Origin of the sequence: Cellulomonas citrea (assembly GCF_009829685.1) — a bacterium.
In the GTDB taxonomy this organism is placed as follows: Bacteria; Actinomycetota; Actinomycetes; order Actinomycetales; family Cellulomonadaceae; genus Cellulomonas; species Cellulomonas citrea.
Genome location: NZ_VWSD01000023.1, coordinates 1 through 21,550, shown reverse-complemented (window position 1 = coordinate 21,550; position 21,550 = coordinate 1). Strand labels below are relative to the sequence as shown.

The 21,550-nt window shown below is 69.9% G+C and carries 19 protein-coding genes; 7 read left to right on the top strand and 12 right to left on the bottom strand.

Annotated features, from left to right (window positions below):
* Positions 1–110: 110 nt before the first annotated feature.
* Together F2B26_RS04590 and F2B26_RS04585 are read right to left on the bottom strand one after the other, a co-directional pair.
* Entirely contained in the window at positions 111–1,190 is a 1,080-nt protein-coding gene (locus F2B26_RS04590) for an inositol-3-phosphate synthase (protein WP_159806915.1), read from the bottom strand.
* A 2-nt stretch (positions 1,191–1,192) separates the two neighbouring features.
* On the bottom strand, positions 1,193–1,837 hold the full coding sequence (locus tag F2B26_RS04585) for a PadR family transcriptional regulator (RefSeq protein WP_159806913.1): 645 nt from the start codon (positions 1,835–1,837) through the stop codon (positions 1,193–1,195).
* 298 nt (positions 1,838–2,135) lie between these two features.
* On the opposite strand from F2B26_RS04585, the gene F2B26_RS04580 reads away from it, so the two are divergent.
* The 5 genes from F2B26_RS04580 (at position 2,136) to rplI (ending at position 6,290) form a co-directional block, all read left to right on the top strand.
* A complete protein-coding gene (locus F2B26_RS04580; RefSeq protein ID WP_159806911.1) occupies positions 2,136–4,532 on the top strand; it encodes a transglycosylase domain-containing protein in 2,397 nt (798 codons plus the stop codon).
* A gap of 143 nt (positions 4,533–4,675) precedes the next feature.
* Entirely contained in the window at positions 4,676–4,969 is a 294-nt protein-coding gene (gene rpsF, locus F2B26_RS04575) for a 30S ribosomal protein S6 (RefSeq protein WP_159806909.1), read from the top strand.
* A 58-nt stretch (positions 4,970–5,027) separates the two neighbouring features.
* On the top strand, positions 5,028–5,528 hold the full coding sequence (locus tag F2B26_RS04570) for a single-stranded DNA-binding protein (RefSeq protein WP_159806907.1): 501 nt from the start codon (positions 5,028–5,030) through the stop codon (positions 5,526–5,528).
* A gap of 58 nt (positions 5,529–5,586) precedes the next feature.
* Complete coding sequence (gene rpsR / locus F2B26_RS04565; RefSeq protein ID WP_159806905.1) at positions 5,587–5,823, top strand: 30S ribosomal protein S18; 237 nt, start codon at positions 5,587–5,589, stop codon at positions 5,821–5,823.
* A 14-nt stretch (positions 5,824–5,837) separates the two neighbouring features.
* Positions 5,838–6,290: a 50S ribosomal protein L9 gene (gene rplI / locus F2B26_RS04560; protein WP_159806903.1), complete on the top strand. Its 453-nt coding sequence runs from the start codon at positions 5,838–5,840 to the stop codon at positions 6,288–6,290.
* Positions 6,291–6,380: 90 nt separating this feature from the next.
* Here rplI and F2B26_RS04555 read toward each other — a convergent pair whose 3' ends face one another.
* The 9 genes from F2B26_RS04555 to F2B26_RS04515 all read right to left on the bottom strand — a co-directional run bounded on the left by F2B26_RS04555 (position 6,381) and on the right by F2B26_RS04515 (position 16,593).
* Positions 6,381–6,950 carry a peptidoglycan-binding domain-containing protein gene (locus F2B26_RS04555; protein WP_159806901.1) on the bottom strand — a complete coding sequence of 190 codons (570 nt, stop codon included), beginning with the start codon at positions 6,948–6,950 and terminating at the stop codon, positions 6,381–6,383.
* 48 nt (positions 6,951–6,998) lie between these two features.
* Positions 6,999–7,535: a hypothetical protein gene (locus F2B26_RS04550; protein ID WP_159806899.1), complete on the bottom strand. Its 537-nt coding sequence runs from the start codon at positions 7,533–7,535 to the stop codon at positions 6,999–7,001.
* Positions 7,532–9,955 (bottom strand): glycoside hydrolase domain-containing protein, encoded by a 2,424-nt coding sequence (locus F2B26_RS04545; RefSeq protein WP_159806897.1) that lies wholly within the window; start codon positions 9,953–9,955, stop codon positions 7,532–7,534. The genes F2B26_RS04550 and F2B26_RS04545 overlap by 4 nt, the downstream gene beginning before the upstream one ends.
* 32 nt (positions 9,956–9,987) lie before the next feature.
* Positions 9,988–11,112, bottom strand: coding sequence for a hypothetical protein (locus F2B26_RS04540; RefSeq protein WP_159806895.1), 1,125 nt, complete (start codon positions 11,110–11,112; stop codon positions 9,988–9,990).
* 170 nt (positions 11,113–11,282) lie between these two features.
* On the bottom strand, positions 11,283–12,002 hold the full coding sequence (locus F2B26_RS04535) for an ABC transporter ATP-binding protein (protein WP_159806893.1): 720 nt from the start codon (positions 12,000–12,002) through the stop codon (positions 11,283–11,285).
* Positions 11,989–12,993 (bottom strand): ABC transporter ATP-binding protein, encoded by a 1,005-nt coding sequence (locus F2B26_RS04530; protein ID WP_159806891.1) that lies wholly within the window; start codon positions 12,991–12,993, stop codon positions 11,989–11,991. The genes F2B26_RS04535 and F2B26_RS04530 overlap by 14 nt, the downstream gene beginning before the upstream one ends.
* Positions 12,990–14,216, bottom strand: coding sequence for a branched-chain amino acid ABC transporter permease (locus F2B26_RS04525; protein ID WP_159806889.1), 1,227 nt, complete (start codon positions 14,214–14,216; stop codon positions 12,990–12,992). The genes F2B26_RS04530 and F2B26_RS04525 overlap by 4 nt, the downstream gene beginning before the upstream one ends.
* Complete coding sequence (locus F2B26_RS04520; protein ID WP_159806887.1) at positions 14,213–15,253, bottom strand: branched-chain amino acid ABC transporter permease; 1,041 nt, start codon at positions 15,251–15,253, stop codon at positions 14,213–14,215. The genes F2B26_RS04525 and F2B26_RS04520 overlap by 4 nt, the downstream gene beginning before the upstream one ends.
* 110 nt (positions 15,254–15,363) lie before the next feature.
* Positions 15,364–16,593 (bottom strand): branched-chain amino acid ABC transporter substrate-binding protein, encoded by a 1,230-nt coding sequence (locus F2B26_RS04515; protein ID WP_159806885.1) that lies wholly within the window; start codon positions 16,591–16,593, stop codon positions 15,364–15,366.
* A gap of 526 nt (positions 16,594–17,119) precedes the next feature.
* On the opposite strand from F2B26_RS04515, the gene F2B26_RS04510 reads away from it, so the two are divergent.
* On the top strand, positions 17,120–19,927 hold the full coding sequence (locus F2B26_RS04510; RefSeq protein WP_159806883.1) for a replicative DNA helicase: 2,808 nt from the start codon (positions 17,120–17,122) through the stop codon (positions 19,925–19,927).
* A 14-nt stretch (positions 19,928–19,941) separates the two neighbouring features.
* Here the strand turns inward: F2B26_RS04510 and F2B26_RS04505 are convergent, their stop codons facing one another.
* A complete protein-coding gene (locus F2B26_RS04505; protein ID WP_159806881.1) occupies positions 19,942–20,124 on the bottom strand; it encodes a hypothetical protein in 183 nt (60 codons plus the stop codon).
* 567 nt (positions 20,125–20,691) lie between these two features.
* Here F2B26_RS04505 and F2B26_RS04500 point away from each other — a divergent pair.
* The coding region (locus F2B26_RS04500; protein ID WP_159806879.1) for a cytochrome c oxidase assembly protein at positions 20,692–21,550 on the top strand (859 nt) is incomplete at its 3' end.

Genomic DNA, 21,550 nt, shown 5'->3' with positions numbered 1-21,550 from the left:
ACCGCAGGGGGCGACACGCCCGCGGGGTGGTGCCCGCCGGCCGCAGCGACGACGAAGGGCCGCCCCCCGCAGGGAACGGCCCTTCGTCGCTCGAACGGTGCTGGGCTACCTCAGCGCTCGTTCTCGCCGCGGATGAAGGCCTCGAGGGCCGCGCGGCCCTTCGTGTCCTCCATCTGCACCGGCGGGGACTTCATGAGGTAGGTCGCGGCCGACAGGATCGGGCCGCCGATGCCACGGTCCTTGGCGATCTTCGCGGCGCGGACGGCGTCGATGATGATGCCGGCCGAGTTCGGGGAGTCCCACACCTCGAGCTTGTACTCGAGGTTGAGGGGCACCTCGCCGAACGCGCGACCCTCAAGGCGCACGTAGGCCCACTTGCGGTCGTCGAGCCACGCGATGTAGTCCGACGGGCCGATGTGCACGTTGCGGGGGGCCAGCTCGTGGTCCATGTTCGAGGTGACCGACTGCGTCTTGGAGATCTTCTTGGACTGCAGGCGCTCGCGCTCCAGCATGTTCTTGAAGTCCATGTTGCCGCCGACGTTCAGCTGGTACGTGCGGTCCAGGATGACGCCGCGGTCCTCGAACAGGCGGGCCAGCACGCGGTGCGTGATGGTGGCGCCGACCTGCGACTTGATGTCGTCGCCAACGATCGGGACGCCGGCGGCCTCGAACTTGGCCGCCCACTCCGGGTCGGAGGCGATGAACACCGGCAGCGCGTTGACGAAGGCGACCTTCGCGTCGATGCAGCACTGCGCGTAGAACTTGTCGGCCACCTCCGAACCCACCGGCAGGTAGGAGACCAGGACGTCGACCTTGAGGTCCTTGAGCGTCTGGACGATGTCGACCGGCTCGGCATCCGACTCCTCGATGGTCTCGGAGTAGTACTTGCCGAGGCCGTCGAAGGTGTGGCCACGCTGGACGGTGACGCCCAGCGGCGGCACGTCGGCGATCTTGATGGTGTTGTTCTCGGAGTTGCCGATGGCCTCCGACAGGTCGAAGCCGACCTTCTTGGCGTCGACGTCGAACGCGGCGACGAACTGGACGTCGCTCACGTGGTAGTCACCGAAGCGCACGTGCATGAGCCCGGGGACCTGGCTGTCGTCCGGCGCGTCCTTGTAGTACTGGACACCCTGGACAAGCGACGAGGCGCAGTTGCCGACCCCGACGATCGCTACGCGGATGGAACCCATCCTCACTCCTTCTTCGGTTTGGCCGTCGCGGCACCGCGGTGCGGGCCGGCGGTTGGGTCGGTACCGACTGAGCTGCCGGTACCGGGTGTGCGGGCGGGCCGTCCGGCCCGCTCGGTGTCGATGAGCCGGTCGAGCCAGGCGACCTCGTGCTCGACCTGCTCGAGGCCGTGGCGCTGCAGCTCGGAGGTGTACTCGTCCATCCGCTCGCGACCGCGGGCGAAGGACTGCCGGACGAGCTCGAGCCGCTCGGTCAGCCGGGTGCGCCGGCCTTCGAGGATCCGCAGCCGCGTCTCGGCGTCGGTCTGGGCGAAGAACGCGAACCGGACGTCGAACTCCTCGTCGTCCCAGGCGGAGGGACCGGCCGAGCCGAGCACCTCGCCGAGCAGCTCCTTGCCGGCGGCGGTGAGCTGGTAGACGATGCGCGCCCGCTTGCTCGCCACCGGACGGTCCTCGACGACGGCGTCCGACCCGACGATGAGCCCGCGTTCGGCGAGCTGGCGCAGGGCCGGGTAGAGCGAGCCGTAGGACAGCGCGCGGAACGAGCCGAGCACGAGGTTCAGCTGCTTGCGCAGCTCGTAGCCGTGCATGGGGGAGCCGTGCAGCAGGCCGAGGATCGCGTGGTCGAGCACGTCGGAACGAGCGCGCACGTCCTGCCTCCTGCCCGGTCCTGGACCTCGCCGCCGGCGGTCGGCCGGCGTCAGCGCGACCAGGACCCGAGGGGGCGGGGAACTCGATGTATCGAGGTGATACATCAGCAGGCTATGCCACGGCGACATGTCCGCACAACGTGACCCGGCCGACACCGCTGGTGCCGATCCCGTGAAGAGGGCGGGCTGAAGGGGTGGCGGCGCTTGGCTGCCGCGGTCGGTCCTCCATACTGGAAGGCGCGGAACGGCGCTGCCGCCCTACGGCAACGCCCTACAGGTGCAACCCGAGGGAGTCTGTGTGGCTGGGAAGACCGGGCGTCCGGCACGGTCGGACGCGCGGCGCGGCAGCTCGCGCGCCGCGGGGCGCCCGACCCGGCCCGGCGGCAAGGACGCCCCGAACCGGTTCTGGAACTACCCGCGCCCCGGCTACACCGGGCTGCACCGGTGGCTGCCCTCGTGGCGGATCGTCGTGGCGACGACCCTCGGGCTCGGTTTCCTCGTGCTCGGTGTCGTCGTGGCCGCCTACGCCACGATCAAGGTGCCGGACCCGACCGCCAGCGTCACCGACCAGACCACCAAGGTCTACTTCGCCTCCGAGGACGGGAAGTCGCCGCGCGGCAACCTCATCGGCAGCTACCCGGGCACCAAGCGGGAGATCGTCGACTACGCGACGTTGCCGCAGTTCGTCGGCCAGGCGGTGGTCGCCTCGGAGGACCAGAGCTTCTTCACCAACCCGGGTGTCGACATCAAGGGCATCTTCCGGGCCCTGGTGAACAACCTCAGCGGCGGTGCGCGACAGGGTGGGTCGACGCTCACGCAGCAGTACGTCGAGAACTACTACCTGGGTGCGACGCACGACTACGTGGGCAAGGCCAAGGAGGCGCTGCTCGCCATCAAGATCGGGCAGACCGAGTCCAAGTCCGAGATCCTCGGCCGCTACCTCAACACCATCTACTTCGGCCGCGGCTCGTACGGCATCCAGGCAGCCGCCCAGTCGTACTTCGGCGTCGACGCCAAGGACCTCACGGTCTCCCAGGCCGCCATGCTGGCCGGGATCATCCCCTCGCCGGGCAACTGGGACCCCGCGGTGAGCCCGGACAAGGCCCAGGCGCGCTGGACCAGGACCCTGGACTACATGGTGCAGCAGGGCTGGTTGTCGGCCACGGACCGTGCCGCCCAGCAGTTCCCCGCCACCGTCGCCCAGCCGGTGAGCGCCAGCTATGCGGGTCCCAACGGCTACCTGCTCGTCATGGCCCGCGACGAGGTCGGCACCGCCCTGGGGCTCACCGACGAGCAGGTGATGCGTGGTGGCTACTCGATCGTCACCACCGTCAAGGAGTCGGTGCAGAACGAGGCGATCCGCTCCGCGGGCGACCTGCTCAACGGGTCGTTGAGCAAGGGCTCGGCGCCCGACCCGAAGCTCAAGCTCGGGATCACCTCGATCGACCCGGCCACGGGCGGGATCCTCTCGCTGTACTCGGGCCAGGACTTCGTCGCCGACCAGGTCAACCGGGTCACCAAGGACGCGGTCCAGGCCGGGTCGACCTACAAGCCGTTCACCCTCATCGCCGCGCTCGAGAAGGGCATCCCGCTGACGACGACGTTCAGCGGTGCCAGCCCGCAGAAGATCGACGGCTGGGTCGACAAGGACGGCAAGCCGGTGGACGTCACGAACTTCGTGGGCCAGAGCTTCGGTCGGATCGACCTGGTCAAGGCCACCGAGGACTCGGTGAACACCGTCTACGCCCAGCTCAACGTCGAGGTCGGCGCGAAGGCCACGGCCGACGTCGCCACCCGGGCTGGGATCACCACCGAGCAGAACGGCGCGCTGTCCAACGTGCTGGGCTCGGACTCAGTGCACCCGCTCGACATGGCCTCGGCCTACGGCGTGCTGGCCGCCCAGGGGATGCGGGTCAAGCCCCACCTGGTCGCCTCGGTGCTCAACTCCACCGGCACCACCGCCTACACGGCCGACACCACGGCGAAGCGGGTCTTCGCCCCCGACGTGATGGCGGACACGACGTACGCGATGCAGCAGGTCGTGTCCCAGAAGGACGGGTCGGGCTACAAGTACATCCACCCGCTCGACCGGACCATCGCGGGCAAGACCGGGACGTCGACGAACAACAAGTCGGCCTGGTTCGTCGGCTTCACCACGAACATCGTCACGGCTGTGGCGATGTCCCAGGTGGCCGACGACGGCAAGGGCCAGGACACGATCACCCCGTTCGGCGGGGTCAGCCAGGTCACGGGTGGGACGTGGCCGGCCGCGCTGTGGGCCGACTACATGAAGCCGGTGCTCGCGATGGCTCCGTACGCCACCGACACCCCGTTCCCGGACCGCGCGAACGTCGGGCAGACCGCCGCGCCGACCCCGACGGCGGCCGACACGCCGACCGACGCGCCCACCACGGCCGCGCCGACCACCGCCGTGGTGCCCGCCTCGCTCACCAACAAGCTCGAGGCCGACGCCAGCGCCGCGGTCACGGCCGCCGGGCTGGTGCCCAAGATCGTCTCGGAGCCGTCGGCGAGCGTGCCGGTCGGCCGGGTGGTGCGCACCGACCCCGGGTCGGGTGCCACCGTGGAGGCCGGCTCCGAGGTCACCCTGGTGATCTCCACCGGACCGCCGCCCACCCCGACGCCGACCCCCCCGGCGCCGACCCCGACGGCCAGCGCGGCCGCGGCAGGCGGCTGAGCCCGCACCGAGATTTCGCAGCGGCGCCACCCGGCCGCTACCATGGCCCGTTGCCATCCCCGGGCCCGTCCCGGGATGTGACGACGCTGCTGCACCCTCCTGCCACGGACCGACCGTGGCCGCGAAGACCAGAGGAGGTGGGTATGAGCCTGCGTCAGTACGAGATCATGATCATCCTCGACCCCGAGATCGAGGAGCGCACCGTTGCTCCTTCGCTCGACAAGTACCTGTCCGTCGTGAAGAACGACGGCGGCACCGTGGACAAGGTCGACATCTGGGGCCGGCGTCGCCTGGCCTACGACATCAAGAAGAAGTCCGAGGGCATCTACGCCGTCGTGGACTTCCACGCCTCGCCGGCCACGGCCGCCGAGCTGGACCGCCAGCTCGGGCTCAACGAGGTCGTCCTGCGTACCAAGGTGATGCGCGCCGAGGCCTGAGCCCGGTCCGCGTCGCTGCGACGCGTACGAGCACGTCCGTTCGAGCACAGGAGCTTCCATGGCTGGTGAGACCGTCCTGACCCTGGTCGGGAACCTGACCGGTGACCCCGAGCTGCGTTTCACGCCGTCCGGGGCCGCGGTGGCGAACTTCACGGTGGCGAGCACGCCGCGCACGTTCGACCGCCAGAGCAACGAGTGGAAGGACGGCGACACGCTGTTCATGCGCTGCTCGATCTGGCGCGAGGCAGCCGAGTCGGTCGCCGAGTCCCTCACCAAGGGCACCCGGGTGATCGTCACCGGCCGTCTCATCCAGCGCTCGTACGAGACGCGTGAGGGCGAGAAGCGCACGGTGGTGGAGCTGCAGGTCGACGAGGTCGGCCCGTCGCTCCGGTACGCCACCGCGAAGGTGACTCGCACGCAGCGGTCCGGTGGCGGCAGCTTCGGCGGCTCGTCCTCGGGCGGCTTCTCCTCCGGTGGTTCGCCGGCTGCCAGCACCGACGACCCGTGGGCCACGCCCGCGGGCGGGTCGGGCAGCTTCTCCGACGAGCCCCCCTTCTGATCCACCCCATCCCCGGGCCTGGCAAAGCCCGGGGCTCCGCGAGACAAGGAGCACCACGATGGCCAAGCCGGTCGTCCGCAAGCCCAAGAAGAAGGCCAACCCGCTGAAGTCCGCCAAGATCGAGGCGGTCGACTACAAGGACACGGCCCTTCTGCGCAAGTTCATCTCCGACCGCGGGAAGATCCGCGCCCGCCGTGTCACCGGCGTGTCGGTCCAGGAGCAGCGTGCCATCGCCCGTGCCGTGAAGAACGCGCGCGAGATGGCCCTGCTGCCGTACTCGTCGTCGGCGCGCTGAGGAAGGGGACCATCATGGCCAAGCTCATCCTCACGCACGAGGTCACCGGTCTCGGTGAGCCCGGCGACATCGTCGAGGTCAAGGACGGCTACGCGCGCAACTACCTGCTGCCGCGTGGTCTGGCCGAGGCCTGGACCAAGGGCGCCGAGAAGAACGTGTCGTCCATCCGTCGGGCCCGCAAGGCCCGCGAGGTCGCGACCCTCGAGGACGCCCGCGCCCTGCGCGACGCGCTCGCCGCTCGGGTCGTCACGGTGACCGCGAAGGCCGGTCCTGGCGGTCGCCTCTTCGGTGCCGTCAGCACCACCGAGATCGCCGAGGCCGTCGTCGCCGCGGGTGCCCCCGCGATCGACAAGCGCAAGGTCGAGATCGGTCAGCCGATCAAGTCCCTGGGCGAGTACACCGTCTCGGTCCGGCTGCACCCGGAGGTCTCCGCCAAGGTGACCGTCAAGGTCGTCGCCGGCGCCTGACGCCAGCAGCACCACGAAGGCCCCGCCCGGTTCGCCGGTGCGGGGCCTTCGTCACGTGCTGCGACGGGTCGCCAGCGAAGGCGACCGGAATCACATCTGCCAGCAGCCGGACCGCGGTTCGCCGGTGACATTTCGGTATCGAGGCCACTTCATGGCTCTCATGGTGGCGGGACCGTAGACCCCGTCCTGAGTGATCCCGGCGCTCCTCTGGACAGCCATGACCGCCTGCTTGGTCAGTTCGCCGTAGACCCCGTCAGTCGCGAGGCTTGCGCCATTACACAGGTTCAGTGCCTCCTGAATCTTGCCGATTTCGCCGCTATCTGGACGGGACACATCGCCCTTTTGGTTCCAACACCAGAATGAGCTTACGCCGTCCGTAAACTTGGGCACGTATACAAGGTAGTATCCGTCGTTGTAGTACAAGTCCATGTAGTTGCACCCATGAACGGTGCCAGCGGCGCTCGCGGGCGCGGCGAGAGCGACGGCACCACCGGCTGCCAATGCGAGTGACGCGAGCGCCGCAGCGACTCGTCCGATCCGTCGTGATTGATCCATCTCAGAAATCCCCCTAGTTGTGGTGATGAAAAGCTGGACTATCATCCGACGCCCACCCGCGGGCGCGCGGTCGGCATTCAGCGGCCCACGATCGCGAACAGCCATCGTTGATCTTGTGGCGACAAGCGAGGCACACTTGGTCAAGCGTCTTCGTCATGCCGGGGTCCGGTAGTTCCAGAGGATGACGAACACGGCCGCCGCGTAGAGAGCGACGGCGAGTGTCACGGTCCGCATGACGACCCACCGCGGTGACCCGCGGACCCTGCGCAACGAAGCCAGGCTGAGCACCGAGACGAGTGGCGCGGTGGCAGGCATCAGGAGCTCGACCGTGAAGCGGCGCTGGTAGCCGAACATCTCGTGGAGCGGTGTGACCAGCGCCAGCCAGCTCACCCCCAGGACTACCAAGGCCAGGCTGAGGGACGACGCGACGACGACGGGCTTGTACTCCGAAGCCGGAGTCCCGCGTTCGCGAACCGCGCGCCGCCGAGCGGCGCGGCCGATCAGGACGACTGACAGCACAGCAGCGACGCCGGTGGCGACGACGACGGGACGAACCCTGGCTGGCGAGTAGTCCAGGAACGGGAGCCAAAAGTACGACGTGGTCGTCTGGGCCGCGACAGCCAGTGACCACGTCGTCGCGAGTACATCACGACGGTGCCTGCGCTGATCCGGCTGGGGACTCTGGGTCACGGTTGGATGACCGTCGCGAAGGCACTGGCGAGCTGCGGAAGCTCGTCGGCCAACTCCTGGCCCGTCGGCCCCCCGCTGACCACCTCGCCCGGCTTTCGACGTCCGCCGATCTTCGCCATCACGGGAAGGCTGACCCAAACGGTGAAGTCAGACTTGAAGAGGTGCGTCACCGCGGCACGCGCAGTAGCGGCCGAGTTATTGAAGCGCCCAGCGAAGAAGGCTCGGAAGCGCCATCGCGGGTCGCTCTGGCAGTTGACCAGGATCTCGCGGACGATGTCATCGATCCGCCGAGTGCCGTCCATCCTCCGGAATGCGAGGTATGCGTCCATGTCGGAGATCAGGTCCTTCCCGCCGAACCGCGAACCGACGCCGTCGACGCCGAGGAACTTGGCGCAGTATGCCGGGACGCGCAAGGTCGAGTCCGTCTGGCGGGCGTCGACGTAGTCCGCCCAGAAGGTCACCAGGTCGAGAGCCCAGCCGCCCAGGTCGCCGACACCTGTGGTGTCAGGGGAACCGGGGTTTCCCCAGGTCGTGTAGGACCGCGCGGTCGCGGCGAAGTGCGGGATGTCTCCTTCGTAGGAGCTGGCCGGGCAGGTCGCGGTTGCGTTCACGTAGAACAGGTCGCGGGCGAGCGAGACGGCCGCAGCCGCCGTCTGCACCATCGGCGACAGTGAGCCAACCGCACTGGCGACGGTCTCTGGCAGGGGGGTGTAGGCGATCCACTGCGGGTCCCAGTACACGGCCCGCTGAAGCTGGTGGAGGACGAAGTCGTTGAGGACCGGCCGGACGACCGGCTCGAGCGGACTCGCCTCGACGTACGTCTCGGCCTCGTAGGTCAGCTGGGTCAGGGGCGTGAAGTATGGGTGAAAGGTTGCAGTGCCATCGGCCTTGCTGATCGTGGGCACCGGGACGACGTCCGACGGACCGAGGCTCTTCGCCCGGGTGGACACGACGTTCTTGTCGATCGTGACCAGACCGGCGCCGGTCCCGACGGACACCGTCGCAATCTGGTCGAACGCCCAGGCAGCCGGAAGCGGGAACCCGAGGTTGCCGCTCCACCCGCGGGGTATGCCGGAGACCCAGGGCGTTGTCGCCAAGCCGTAGTCGCACACTCGCTGACAGACATGCCGGGCGCCGTACACCCCCACCGTGAACTCTCCGCCCTTGGCCCGGTTGAGTCCGGCATTCACGCCGTTGAAGTAAGGGACCACAAGTGTGGCGATGTCGTCCTCCGTGGCATCGAAGTCCACCGGGAACCAGATGGTCGCTCCCGGCTTGATGCCCAGCTGCCTGGCACGAAGCTGCGCGTGCCAGCCCTGCGAAAACCCGATGTCGTAGGTGAACCACTTCGCCTCGTTGTTCGACTCCTGGTAGACGGTGAACAGCCGCAACCCGGCCTTGTGGATGAGTGGGATCTCGGCGGCGCCGATCCGCTTGCCTTCGACGCTGAGGTAGCGTCCGACGACCCCGTAGCCGGCGGTGACGAGCGCCCTCGCCTTGAGCGCGTCCAGCGGGGTGCTGGTGTCGGCCACGGTGCAGATTCGATCGGGGTCACCGGTGCTGACCAGGAGCGACGCCCAGGTCTGGTAGTCGCCGTTGCCGGTGGTTGCCAGGACCGCGAAGCTCTGAAAGGCCAGGACCTGCTGCTTCGTCCCGTCAGCGAACACGCCGTCGAGACTCACGGGGTACCCGTTGAAGACCAGCGCGGCCTGGAAGAGCCGAACGAACCGGGTCGTGGTGTCCTTGCTGCCGACCTTGACTACCGCGCTCGCCCTCAGGCCGATCTGCGTTCCCGGCCCGAAGGTGCCGTTCGCCACGCCGTCAGCCATCCCCAGCTCGTACTGGATGGCGAGCATGAGCGCCTTCTGCACATCGCGCGAGAAGACGCCGTCGCAAGGTACGACATAGAAGTCGCGCCGGGACAGGTACGTCGAGTTGAGCCACTGCTGCGCCGAGCGGACGACGGAGGTGCCGCCGTAGAGCAAGGAGGTCACGTACGCGTCCATTGTGAGGAGCGCCTTCATGATCTTGGCGGTGATGGCGGCAGACGGGGACGCCAGCCCGATGTCTGTCTTCACGCTGACACACGCAGCCGCCAGCGCGTCATCGAACGTCCCCTTGGTGACATCGCCGCCGGTGTATCCCTTGCACCAAAGGGCGCACCGAAGGATGCGCACGACGTTCGGACGGCTGGTGGTCGAGTCGATGCTGCCGACGAGCGCGGTGAACGTCGACTCGGTCGTCGTGCCGAAGTTGTCCGAGAGCGCGGTGATCCCCAGCTCGTGCTGCAGCCCACGGGTGAGGGCCCAGACGGTGCGCCAACCCGTGATGCCGTCCTCCACGACGGGGGTGTAGCCGGAGACTCCGGAGTAGGTGCGGTTGACCCACTGCTGGGCCTTCACGACCTGAACGTCAGACATGGCGATCCTCTCGACGTGCGCGCGGGACGTGGTCAGACGACCCCGACGGCCACGCCGTCGACCTGAGGGTTCCCGGACGCGGTGACGTCGGCGGTGCTGTAGCCGCCGGTGTCGCGCAGACGCTCCTGTGCGCCGCCGGCGGCAACGAGCGCGACGGAGGCGAATCGCACGGCGCGACCGACCGACGTGCCCGTCGGTGCACACGACACCGTGAGCTCGAGCGACGAACGGGCCGGCACCTGTGGCAGGCGGACCGTGGTGCGCAGTGTTCCGACGTCGTCTGTGGAGACGCAGCCCAACCCGCCGACGTCCAGGAGTTGCCGGACCGTCTGGGAGCCGGCTCCACCGGCAGCTGACTCTGCCGGTGCCGGTGGAGGAGGGGACTCGAGCAGGGCAGCGGTGACGGAGCAGGAGCCGACGATGGCGGCGTCCAAGTCGATGGTCAGCAGCGTGCCGCACGGCACAGGAAGTGGTCCGACACTCTCCACCCTGAGTGCGCTGGGCAGGCGGTAGGTGCCGTTCACTCCGTCCGTTGCGCTCCACCCGGCGCTCACGACCGCGCCCCACACCGCGACGGTGCTCGTCGAGGTGGGCGCGGACCACGAGTAGGTCCGGGTCTGTGCGGTGTCCGGACGACGCGCGACGATGGTGAAGGGAGTGGGAACGCCGAGATTCTCGACGGGGTACAGGGGACGCGGGCGCAGCGGAAGCGACACCACGGTGGAGGGCTTCGAACGCGCCCTTTCTGACGGCCGCGCGACCGAGAACGACAGTGACGACACCCTGCCCGAGGCATCCACCAGTGGTGTCGCACGAGCCGTCCACACGGCGTCGTTGGCGGCGAGGATGACGTCTCCGACCACGTCGAGCAGGCGGGGGTCGAAGGCGACCGTCACGTCGAGGTTTGCGCTGCCCGACGCGAAGCCGGCCAGCTCGACGACGAGCGGGACCGCGAGCGTCGTCTCGCGCGACCAGTCAGGTTCGAACGTTCGCAGCAGCACCGACTGGAGGACGGTGATGCCCAGAGTCTGCGGCCCGGGGGGCGAGGCCGTGGCGACTCCGTTCCGGGGTCCCACGGCAACTGCCGGCTCCGCCAGCGCGAACGACGCCGCGCTGAGCGCAAGTGTTCCGAGAATGGTGCGACGACTGACGTCCATGTGAGCCCCTGTGTCCCCCTGCGACGCGCGCCCAGGAGAACCCTGCCCGGTCGACCCCTGTCGGGGCAGCGGACCTGGCAGGACGAACCTGAGTCACGGCTCTGGAGGATCACCGGCCCCCGCGGCTCTTGGAGGCTAACGGAGCGCGGGTGCGCTGGGGCGGATACGGCTCAGGCCACGCCCAGGTACGCCTGCTTGACGGCCGGGTCGGCGAGCAGGGCCTTGCCCTCACCCGTCGTGACGACCTCGCCGGTCTCCAGGATGTAGGCCCGGTCCGAACGGGACAGCGCCTGCTGGGCGTTCTGCTCGACGAGCAGGATGGTGGTGCCCGAGTCGTTGATCTCGGTGATGATCTTGAAGATCTGCTGGATCACCATGGGGGCGAGACCCATCGACGGCTCGTCGAGCAGCAGCAGCCGCGGACGGGCCATGAGCGCACGGCCGATGGCGAGCATCTGCTGCTCACCGCCGGACATGGTGCCGCCCACCTGCGACTTGCGCTCCTCGAGCCGCGGGAACAGCTCGAAGACGCGGCCCAGGGTCGCGTCGTGCTCGGCCTTGGTCTTGAAGACCCGGGCGTAGGCGCCCATCTCGAGGTTCTCCAGGACCGTCATGCCGGGGAACACCCCGCGGCCCTCGGGTGCCTGGATGACGCCGTGCAGCACCCGCTCGTGCGCCTTCATCTTGGAGATGTCGTTGCCGTCGAACCAGATCGAGCCCGCGGAGATGGGGCGGATGCCGGAGATGGCGCGCATCGTCGTGGTCTTGCCGGCGCCGTTGGCCCCGATGAGGGTGACCAGCTCGCCCTCCTCGACGGTGATCGAGATGCCGCGCACGGCCTCGATCCGGCCGTAGGCGACCGACATGTCCTTGAGCTCAAGCAGTGGCATCGTCGGGCACTCCCAGGTAGGCGGCGATCACGGCCGGGTCGGCGGAGACCTCCGCCGGCAGGCCCTCGGCGATCTTGCGGCCGAACTCCAGCACGACGACGCGGTCCGTCACACCCATCACCAGGCGCATGTCGTGCTCGATGAGCAGCACGGTGTAGCCGTCGTCGCGGATCTTGCGGATGAGGCCCTTGAGGTCCTCCTTCTCCGCAGGGTTGAAGCCGGCGGCCGGCTCGTCCAGGCACAGCAGCTTGGGCTCGGTGGCCAGCGCCCGGGCGATCTCCAGGCGACGCTGGTCGCCGTAGGGCAGGTTGCGGGCCTGCTGGGTGGCCCGGCGGCCGATGCCGACGAACTCCAGCAGCGCCATGCCGCGGTCGAGGGCGTCACGCTCCTCCGCCCGGTGGCGTCGGGAGCGGAAGATCGCGCCGGGCACCGACGTGCGGTGCCGGGCGTCCGTCCCGACGACGACGTTCTCCAGCGCGGTCATGTCGGAGAACAGCCGGATGTTCTGGAACGTGCGGGCGATGCCGAGCCGGGTGATCTCGTTGCGCTTGGTGCGCCCGAGCGGGCGGCCGTCGAAGACGACCTGGCCGGTGGTCGGGCGGTAGACGCCCGTCATCGTGTTGAAGCAGGTGGTCTTGCCCGCGCCGTTCGGTCCGATGAGGCCGAGGATCTCGCCACGCCGGATGTCGAAGGTGACGTCGTCGAGCGCGGTCAGACCACCGAACTTCATGGTGACCTGCTGCATCTGCAGCAGCGGCTCGCCGACCTTGGCCCGGATCGTCCGGTCCGGGGCAACGAGCTCGGCGACCTGCTCGGCGTCGGCCAGCTCGGGGTGCAGGTCGGCGACGTCGACCGCGACCGTCTCGATGACCCCGCCGTCGGGCAGGAACTCCTCGGGCATGGTGTCGGAGGTGACGAGCTCCTCGTCGGTGCCCAGGTGCTGGTCGCCGTGCTCGGAACCGGCCGCGGGGTCGTGCGGGGTGGTGCTCATCGGCTGCCTCCCGTCGTCTCGTCGCTCGTCGGGCGGGTGAGGGCCAGCGCCGCACGCCGTGCCGCGACGTAGACCTCGCGGCCGTACGCGAGCAGCTTCTGGCGTGCGGGGAACAGCCCCTGCGGTCGGAAGATCAGCAGCACGATGAGCGCCAGCCCGAAGAACAGGTACTTGTAGTTCGCGATCTCGTTGCCGTTGATCGGGATGCCGAACAGCTCGGTGCGCCCGAGGAAGAAGTTCGGCAGGTAGACGATGACGAACGCCCCGAGGATGACGCCCAGCTTGTTGCCCTGCCCGCCGAGGACGACCGCGACCAGGAACAGCGTCGAGTTGATGATGTTGAACGTCGTCGGGATGACGAACTGCACCTGACCGGCGTACAGAGCCCCGGACAGGCCGCCGATCGAGGCGCCGATGAGGAAGGCCCACAGCTTGAACTTGAAGGTGGGCACCCCCATGATCTCGGCGGCGTCCTCGTCCTCCCGGATGGCCACCCAGGCACGCCCGACGCGTGAGCGCTGCAGGTTCCCCACGACGAGCAGCACGACGATGATGAGCACGATCGACAACCAGAACCAGGCGACGCCCGAGGTGATGGGCGCCTGGTTGTTGCCGGCCGAGAAGTAGCCGGTGGGTCGGCTCTCGCTCACCCCGACGATCGGGTACGCGATGCGGGACAGCCCGCGGCCGCCGCCGGTGATGGTCGTGAGGTTGTCTGCCAGCAGCCGGACGATCTCGCCGAACCCGAGGGTCACGATCGCCAGGTAGTCACCGCGAAGCCGCAGCGTCGGCGACCCGAGGATGAGGCCCGAGATCGCCGTGATGGCGATGGCGATCGGCAGCGCGAACAGCCAGGCCCACTTCTGCGACAACCACGAGTCCGTCTGGTTCCACGGGCTGTCGGGGCTGGTGAGCAGACCGACGGTGTAGGCGCCGATCGCGTAGAACCCGACGTAGCCCAGGTCGAGCAGACCGGCCTGGCCGACGACGACGTTGAGGCCGATCGCCAGCAGCGCGTACATGCCGAACTGCGCCAGGACCCCGGCGAAGTCGGTGCCGACGGTCGTGAGGACCGGCGGCTTGATGATCGGCAGCAGTGCGATGAGCACGATGAACGGCACGCCGACGGCCCACTGCGTCGGGCGGGCGAGCGCGTCCCACCACAGGCGGAACCGGTCCCCGATGCCGAGGTGGGCGACGGTGCTGGTGGTCTCGGTGCTCATGCTCGGGCCCTCCCCAAGGACTCGCCCAGGATGCCGGTCGGTCGGAACATCAGCACGAGGATGAGCAGCACGAACGCGACCACGTCGCGCCACTCGGTGCCGAACAGCGCCTGGCCGTACAGCTCCATGACCCCGAGCAGCAGCCCGCCGAGCAGGGCGCCGCGCAGGTTGCCGATGCCGCCGAGCACCGCGGCGCAGAACGCCTTGATGCCCAGGATGAACCCACCGGAGTACAGGATGCCGCTGGGCACCCGCAGCGTGTAGAGCAGCGCGGCCGCACCGGCGAGGATGCCGCCGATGAGGAACGTGAGCATGATGATCCGCTCACGCGAGACGCCCATGAGGGTCGCGGTGACCGGGTCCTGCGCGACGGCGCGGATGCCGCGGCCGAACTTGGTGCGGTTGATGAAGACGTCGGCCGCGAACGCGAGCGTGAGCGCGGAGACCACGATGACGATCTCGATGTTGCTGATCGAGGTGTTCGCGAACGAGATGACGTCGCTGGCCTGGACCAGGCGGATCGGCTGCTGGGCGTTCACGCCGCCGAGGGTGCCGCCGGTCAGCTTCGGCAGGACGAAGTGCACGAACTCCTGGATGACGAACGAGGCACCGATCGCGGTGATGAGGAACACCAGCGAGGGTGCACCGCGTTTGCGCAGCGGCCGGTAGGCGACCCGCTCCAGGCCGACGGCCGCGCCGCCGGCGACGGCCATGCCGCCCAGCATCGCGATGCCGAGGTAGACGATGGTCATCATCGTGCCCTCGGAGTACGCGTTCCCGCTGGGGCCGAAACCGAGCAGCATGAGCGTCGCGTACTGGCCGAACATGCCGAGCATGAAGATCTCGGAGTGCGCGAAGTTGATGAGACGCAGCACGCCGTAGACCAGCGTGTAGCCGACCGCGACGAGGGCGTAGATCGCGCCGTAGGTGAGTCCGTCGATGGTCAGGGCCCAGAAGTTCCGGGCCAGGGCACCGAGGTCGAAGCTGATGACGCTGTCCGCCAGGAGCTGACCGCCGGCGACTGCGAGGACACTCATGCTGCTCCTCTGAGGGGAGAAGACCGGGCGCTGGAGGCTACGCCGGTCGATTCGGGGCCGACAAGCGACGACGGCCGGACCCCCGAGGGGATCCGGCCGTCGTCAGCCGATCACTTGACCTGGTACACCCAGGTGCTGGCGGAGGCGAGCTCGCCGGTCTTGTCCCACTTGTAGGACTTGGCGAGGCCGACGCCGTCGTAGCCGGCGACGAACTTCACCAGGTCGGAGCGCGTGGTGATGCCCGAGTCGATGCCCGCGAGGATGATCGTGCCGAGGTCGTAGGCCTCGACCGAGTACACGCCGGGGGCGATGTTGAACTTGGCCTTGTACGCCGTGGCGAACGCGTCCGGAGCCGGGCCGCACGGGCAGGTCAGGTAGGCGTCCTTGGCGGCGTCACCGGCCTGCTTGACGAACTCGGGGTCGTTGCTGCCGTCACCGGAGGCGAAGGCGGCGGTCACGCCACCCGAGCGCAGCTGGGAGAGCAGGGGCGCGGCCTCGGCGTAGTAGCCGCCGTAGTACACGGCGTCCGGAGCGGCGTCCTTGATGATCTGGACGGTCGCGGAGAAGTCCTTGTCGCCGGTCTTGACCTTGGCGGCGCAGGCGGAGTCCGCGACGGAGCCCAGGGTCTGGGTGACGACCTCGGCCAGGCCGATGCCGTAGTCGGAGTCGTCGGCGACGACGCAGACCTTCTTGTAGCCCAGCGTGTCCTTGAGGTAGGACGCGATGGCCCCGCCCTGGGAGTTGTCGTTGCCCAGACCGCGGAAGAAGTTGCTCCAGCCGTTCTTCGTCAGACCGGGGTTGGTGGCCGACGCGGTGAGCGAGAGCAGGTCGGCCTGGTTGAAGATCGGGCCGGTCGCCTTGGTCTCACCGGAGAACGCCGGGCCGAGCAGGCCGATCACGGAGGTGTCGGAGACGATCTGCGGGGCGACCTGGGTGGCCTTCTGCGGGTCGCCCTCGGTGTCGAACTGCTTGACCTCGACCTTGCAGTCCGGGTTGGCCGCGTTGTGCTCGTCGACCGCGAGGGTCAGACCGTTGAGGATGTTGATGCCCAGCGCGGCGTTGGCGCCGGTGAGGGCACCCGCCATGGCGATGGAGACGCCGGAGCACTTGGCACCGCCCTTGCCGGCGGGGGTGGCCGCAGCGCTCGACCCCGAGCTCTTGACCTCCTTGCCGGAGGCGTCCACCTGGACGAGCGGGGTGATCGCCAGGGCGCCGGCCGCGGTGGCCGAGCCCGAGGCGGTGGTCTCGCCGCCGGCCGACTTCGACGAACAGCCGGCGAGCACCAGTCCGGCTGTGACGAGGATCGCCATTCCGGCCAGGCGCGGAGTCGATCTGCGCATGTGTACTACCTCCGTGGTTGTCGGGTCGCGCGACGGCACAGCCCGTCCCGACGCGTGTGCGCCGGGGATTGGCACGCAACGTAGGCCCGCCGCGTTTCGGTGTGGTTACCGCACCACGGATACAGGTCACGAATCGAGGTCATGCCTGCAACGGACTGGTCACGACCGCGCGCCCAGCCGGCGGTGGACACGGGCTGTCCAGCACGTGAACGGGGCTCGAACGGGCCGGTGTCCCCAGCCGGTGCATGGCGTCGGACGAGGTCACGGGCCCGGTCGGAGCGGGATTTCACCCGATGCGTCCACACCCCTGTCCACGATGTGTGGACAACTCTCCGCGCTTGTCCACAGGGTCGCCTCCACCTGTGTGTATCCGGCGTGGTGGCCGGGGGCGCCAGCCCCTACGCTCCCAGACGCGAAGGACGACCGCCTGGAACCGACGGGCCGTCGGACCACGGCGGTCGGGGGACGTGTCGGAGGGCCCTGGTAGGACGGTGTCCTCTCAGGTGGGGCGAACGGTGGGCGGCCGGTGACGATCGACGAGCTGGAGTACGGGCTGGCACCCGAGGGTGGCCGGACCGGCGGCGACCGGACCCCGCCGCAGGACCTGGACGCGGAGCGCTCGGTGCTCGGCGGCATGATGATCAGCAAGGACGCCATCGCCGACGTCGTCGAGCAGCTGCGCGGCACCGACTTCTACCGCCCCGCGCACGAGGCGATCTACGACGCGGTCACCGACCTGTACGGGCGCGGCGAACCGGCCGACGCGGTCACGGTGGCCGACGAGCTCACCAAGCGCGGCGACCTGGCGCGGGTGGGCGGCGCCCCTTACCTGCACACCCTGATCGCGGCGGTGCCGACCGCGGCCAACGCCGGCTACTACGCGCGCATCGTGCGTGAGCGGGCGGTGCTGCGCCGGCTCGTCGAGGCCGGGACGCGCATCGTCCAGCTCGGCTACGGCGCCGACGGCGGCGACGTCGACGAGCTCGTCAACAACGCCCAGGCCGAGGTCTACGCCGTCACCGAGCGGCGGGCCAGCGAGGACTACCTGCCGCTGTCGGCCATCATCACCGGCACGGTCGACGAGATCGAGTCCGTCGGGCAGCGCGGCGGCCAGATGCACGGGGTCCCCACCGGGTTCGCCGACCTGGACAAGCTCACCAACGGGCTGCACCCCGGCCAGATGATCGTGCTCGCGGCGCGGCCGGCCATCGGCAAGTCGACTCTGGGCATCGACATCGCACGCTCGGCCTCGATCAAGCACGGGCTGGCCTCGGTGGTGTTCTCCCTGGAGATGAGCCGCAACGAGATCACCATGCGTCTGCTGTCGGCCGAGGCCAAGGTGCACCTGCAGAAGATGCGCACCGGGCAGATGAACGAGGACGACTGGCGCAAGGTCGCCGCGACGATGGGTCGCATCTCCGAGGCGCCGCTGTTCATCGACGACTCGCCGAACATGTCGCTTATGGAGATCCGGGCCAAGTGCCGCCGGCTCAAGCAGCGGCACGACCTCAAGCTCGTGGTCATCGACTACCTGCAGCTCATGAGCTCGGGCAAACGCGTCGAGTCGCGCCAGCAGGAGGTCAGCGAGTTCTCCCGCGCCCTCAAGCTGCTGGCCAAGGAGCTCGAGGTCCCTGTCATCGCGATCTCCCAGCTCAACCGTGGGCCCGAGCAGCGCACCGACAAGAAGCCGCAGATGTCCGACCTGCGCGAGTCCGGCTGCCTCACGGCGGACACCACCGTGCTGCGGGCCGACACCGGTGCGGCCACCTCGCTGGGTGAGCTGCACGCGCTGGGCCTGCGCGACGTGCCGGTCTGGGCCCTGGACGAGCGGCTGCAGTACGTGCGCCGCCACCTCACCCACGTCTTCCCCACCGGGGTGAAGCCCACCTACCGGCTGCGGCTGGCCTCGGGGCGTGAGGTCACCGCCACCGCCAACCACCCGTTCCTCACCTACGACGGGTGGCTGCCGCTCGGTGAGCTCGCCGTCGGCGACCGCGTCGGTGTGGCGCGGCACGTGCCGGGGCCCGAGCGGACCACCGCCTGGGACGCCCGACGCGTCGTGCTGCTCGCCCACCTGCTCGCCGCCGGTGCGTACTCCGTCGGCGCCGACGTGCGGTACCTCACGGCCGACCCGGTGTGCGCGCAGGCGGTCACCGAGGCGGTCGGCGTGCTCGGCGGGGAGGCGCGGCCCCAGGGTGAGCAGGGGTCGCGGGCGATCGTGCTGCGGCTCGCCGGTGCGCCACGGGACGGGTCGGGGTCCGACGGCGGTGCCGTCGGCGAGGGCGGGCCGGTCGCGGACTGGCTGGACGACCTGGGGCTGCTGCGCGCCGAGCCTGACGAGCGGTTCGTGCCCGAGGCGGTGGCGAGCCTGCCCAAGGAGCAGATCGCGCTGTTCGTGCGGCACCTGTGGTCGGCGGCGGGGACTGTGGCGGTGCATGCGCACGGGCGCGGCGGGCAGATCGCGTACCGCTCGCCCTCGCGGCGGCTCGTCGACCAGGTGGCCACGCTGCTGCTGCGGTTCGGGATCAGCACCCGCATCGTGCAGCCGACCCCCGGCGGGGTGCCGTCGTGGCGGCTGGAGGTGACCGGGCAGGACGACCAGCGCCGGTTCCTGCAGGAGATCGGCCTGGTCGGGGCGCGCGCCGCAGCGGCCGACCGGCTGCTCACCTCGGTGCGCGAGGCCCAGGCCGCGGCCGCCGAGACCCGGGCCGCGCTCGCCCGGGAGGCCGTGTGGCACGGCGTCGGCCAGGTGGTCGCCGGAGTGCCGGCCCAGGGCACGGCGCCGAGCCTGTCCGGGCACATCCCGGTGGTCGCCGCACCGTCGCCGCGCGGTGACGAGGTCTCAGCCGACGGTGGTCGGGTTGCTCAGGGCGGCCCGGCCGAGCTTGCGGTGGCGGCTGGTCCCGCGGTGCCGTCTGACCGCGCAGTGCCTTCCGACCGCGCAGTGCCGGCCGACCGCGGGGAGGCGACCGGTCGGGCCCCGCTCGCCCAGGTCACGGCGATGCTCGATGCGGCCGACTTCGACGTGGACGCCGTCAACGACGTGCTGTGGGACCGGGTGATGTCGGTGGAGCCGGCCGGTGAGCAGCAGGTGTTCGACGCCACCGTGCTGGGCACCCACAACTTCGTGGCCAACGGCATCGCCGCCCACAACTCCATCGAGCAGGACGCCGACATGGTGATCCTGCTGCACCGCGAGGACGCCTACGAACGCGAGTCCCCGCGGGCCGGCGAGGCCGACCTCATCGTCGCCAAGCACCGCAACGGGCCCACCGACACGATCACCGTCGCGTTCCAGGGGCACTACTCGCGGTTCGTGGACATGCAGGGGTAGGTGCGCCTGGCGCCTCAACCGGCGCGCGTCACCCCTGGGGGCCACCCGCCCGCGGCCCGCTGCTCGCGCAGGATCCGGCCGACGACGAGGAGCGCCGCAGCCTCGGCGTCGGCGCCGCCGGTCACGGTGTACGGCCGATCAGTGCCGTCCAGCCGGACGGTGACCCGACCGACCTCGACCGGCTCGGGGTCGATCACCGAACGGCGCGACCTGAGCGGCGCCGGGGCGCCGAGGTCAGGAACCGGCTGACGTGCCGAGAAGCGGGAGCTCCGCATGGCGCCGCCAGCGCTCACCGTCGCTCACGAACAGGCCCACCGACGAGATCGCCGCGGGACCGCCCGCTCGGTCGCGCACGAACCGCAGGGCCTCCCGGATCTGCCGCGCGTCGAGAGCATCGAACGCCGCCCCCTGCTCCGCAGCAGGCATCCGGCGGCGGGGCAGTGCGGTGCGGACGACCAGCCACCCACGGAGAGGGCGACGAGCACGAGCTCCTGGCCTGGGGCTCGATGCGGCACGACCAGCGCGACGGCCGTGGTCAGGGCTGCCACGAGGGCCGACCGGACGTGCCGGATGCGCCGCGCGAGCCAGAAGCCCCGATCGGGGAGCCCGGCCTTGACGAGAAGGGGTGATACGCCATCGATCGTTGACGGTGCCGACCGCGGTGCTGGTCGGTCTGCGCTGCACGCCGACCGCGGACTCGGAAGACGGTTGGCCTCGAGCGCGGAGGCATCGCGACGCCGTCCCACCCGGACCGATACTGAGCCGTGCCCCCCGAGCTGACGCTCACGACCGCGCTGACGTCGTGGACGGCTGACTGGCCCAGCCTCGTCGTCGGGGTGCCGGTGCTGGCCGCCTACCTGGTCGCCGCGCGGCGGCACGGTTGGCCGGCGCGCCGCCGTGTGGCGTTCAGCGCGGGCGTACTCGTCATGCTGGTGAGCACCTGCTCGTTCCTCGGGGTGTACGACCAGGTGCTGTTCTGGCCGCGCGCGGTGCAAAACGTCGTCCTGCTCATGGCGGTGCCGATGCTCATGGCGCTGGGGGCGCCGGTGTCGTTGCTGCTCGCAGCCGCGCCGGCGCGGGTGGTGCTGGTGCTGCGGCGGGTCGCCGGCTCGCGGCCCGCGTCGCTGCTGGGGTCGCCGCTCACCGCGACGTTCGCGTTGCTCGTGCCGCTGCCCGTGCTCTACCTGACCGGGCTGTACGCCGTCACGCTCGACCAGGCGTGGGTGGACGCGCTCATCCGGTTCGGGCTGGTGGGGTGCGGGTTCGTCTACTACTGGAGCCGGCTGCGGGTGGACCCGGCGCCGGGCACCCCGGCCCACGTCGTCTCGTTCGCCATCACGTTCGCCGAGAGCCTGGTCGACGGGCTGCTCGGGGTGATCGTGTGGCTCGGGCCGCTCATCGCACCCGAGCACTACCTCGCGCTCGGGCGGGCCTGGGGGCCGTCGCTGCGTGCCGACCAGACCGCGGGGGCCGTCGCCCTGTGGTTCGGCGGGGACCTCATCTCCATGCCGTACCTGGTGGCGCTGCTCGCGGCATGGACCCGATCCGACGAGCGGGCCGCGCGCCGCATCGACGCCGAGCTGGACGCTCGGGCCAGGGGCGGCGGCCGGGCGGGCGGCGCGG

Bases quoted from the DNA above. Each gene is read 5' to 3' on its own strand.
- F2B26_RS04590 (WP_159806915.1), bottom strand. From the start codon at position 1,190: ATGGGTTCCATCCGCGTAGCGATCGTCGGGGTCGGCAACTGCGCCTCG.
- rpsF (WP_159806909.1), top strand. From the start codon at position 4,676: ATGAGCCTGCGTCAGTACGAGATCATGATCATCCTCGACCCCGAGATC.
- F2B26_RS04570 (WP_159806907.1), top strand. From the start codon at position 5,028: ATGGCTGGTGAGACCGTCCTGACCCTGGTCGGGAACCTGACCGGTGAC.
- rpsR (WP_159806905.1), top strand. From the start codon at position 5,587: ATGGCCAAGCCGGTCGTCCGCAAGCCCAAGAAGAAGGCCAACCCGCTG.
- rplI (WP_159806903.1), top strand. From the start codon at position 5,838: ATGGCCAAGCTCATCCTCACGCACGAGGTCACCGGTCTCGGTGAGCCC.
- F2B26_RS04555 (WP_159806901.1), bottom strand. From the start codon at position 6,950: ATGGCTGTTCGCGATCGTGGGCCGCTGAATGCCGACCGCGCGCCCGCG.
- F2B26_RS04545 (WP_159806897.1), bottom strand. From the start codon at position 9,955: ATGTCTGACGTTCAGGTCGTGAAGGCCCAGCAGTGGGTCAACCGCACC.
- F2B26_RS04540 (WP_159806895.1), bottom strand. From the start codon at position 11,112: ATGGACGTCAGTCGTCGCACCATTCTCGGAACACTTGCGCTCAGCGCG.
- F2B26_RS04535 (WP_159806893.1), bottom strand. From the start codon at position 12,002: ATGCCACTGCTTGAGCTCAAGGACATGTCGGTCGCCTACGGCCGGATC.
- F2B26_RS04530 (WP_159806891.1), bottom strand. From the start codon at position 12,993: ATGAGCACCACCCCGCACGACCCCGCGGCCGGTTCCGAGCACGGCGAC.
- F2B26_RS04525 (WP_159806889.1), bottom strand. From the start codon at position 14,216: ATGAGCACCGAGACCACCAGCACCGTCGCCCACCTCGGCATCGGGGAC.
- F2B26_RS04520 (WP_159806887.1), bottom strand. From the start codon at position 15,253: ATGAGTGTCCTCGCAGTCGCCGGCGGTCAGCTCCTGGCGGACAGCGTC.
- F2B26_RS04515 (WP_159806885.1), bottom strand. From the start codon at position 16,593: ATGCGCAGATCGACTCCGCGCCTGGCCGGAATGGCGATCCTCGTCACA.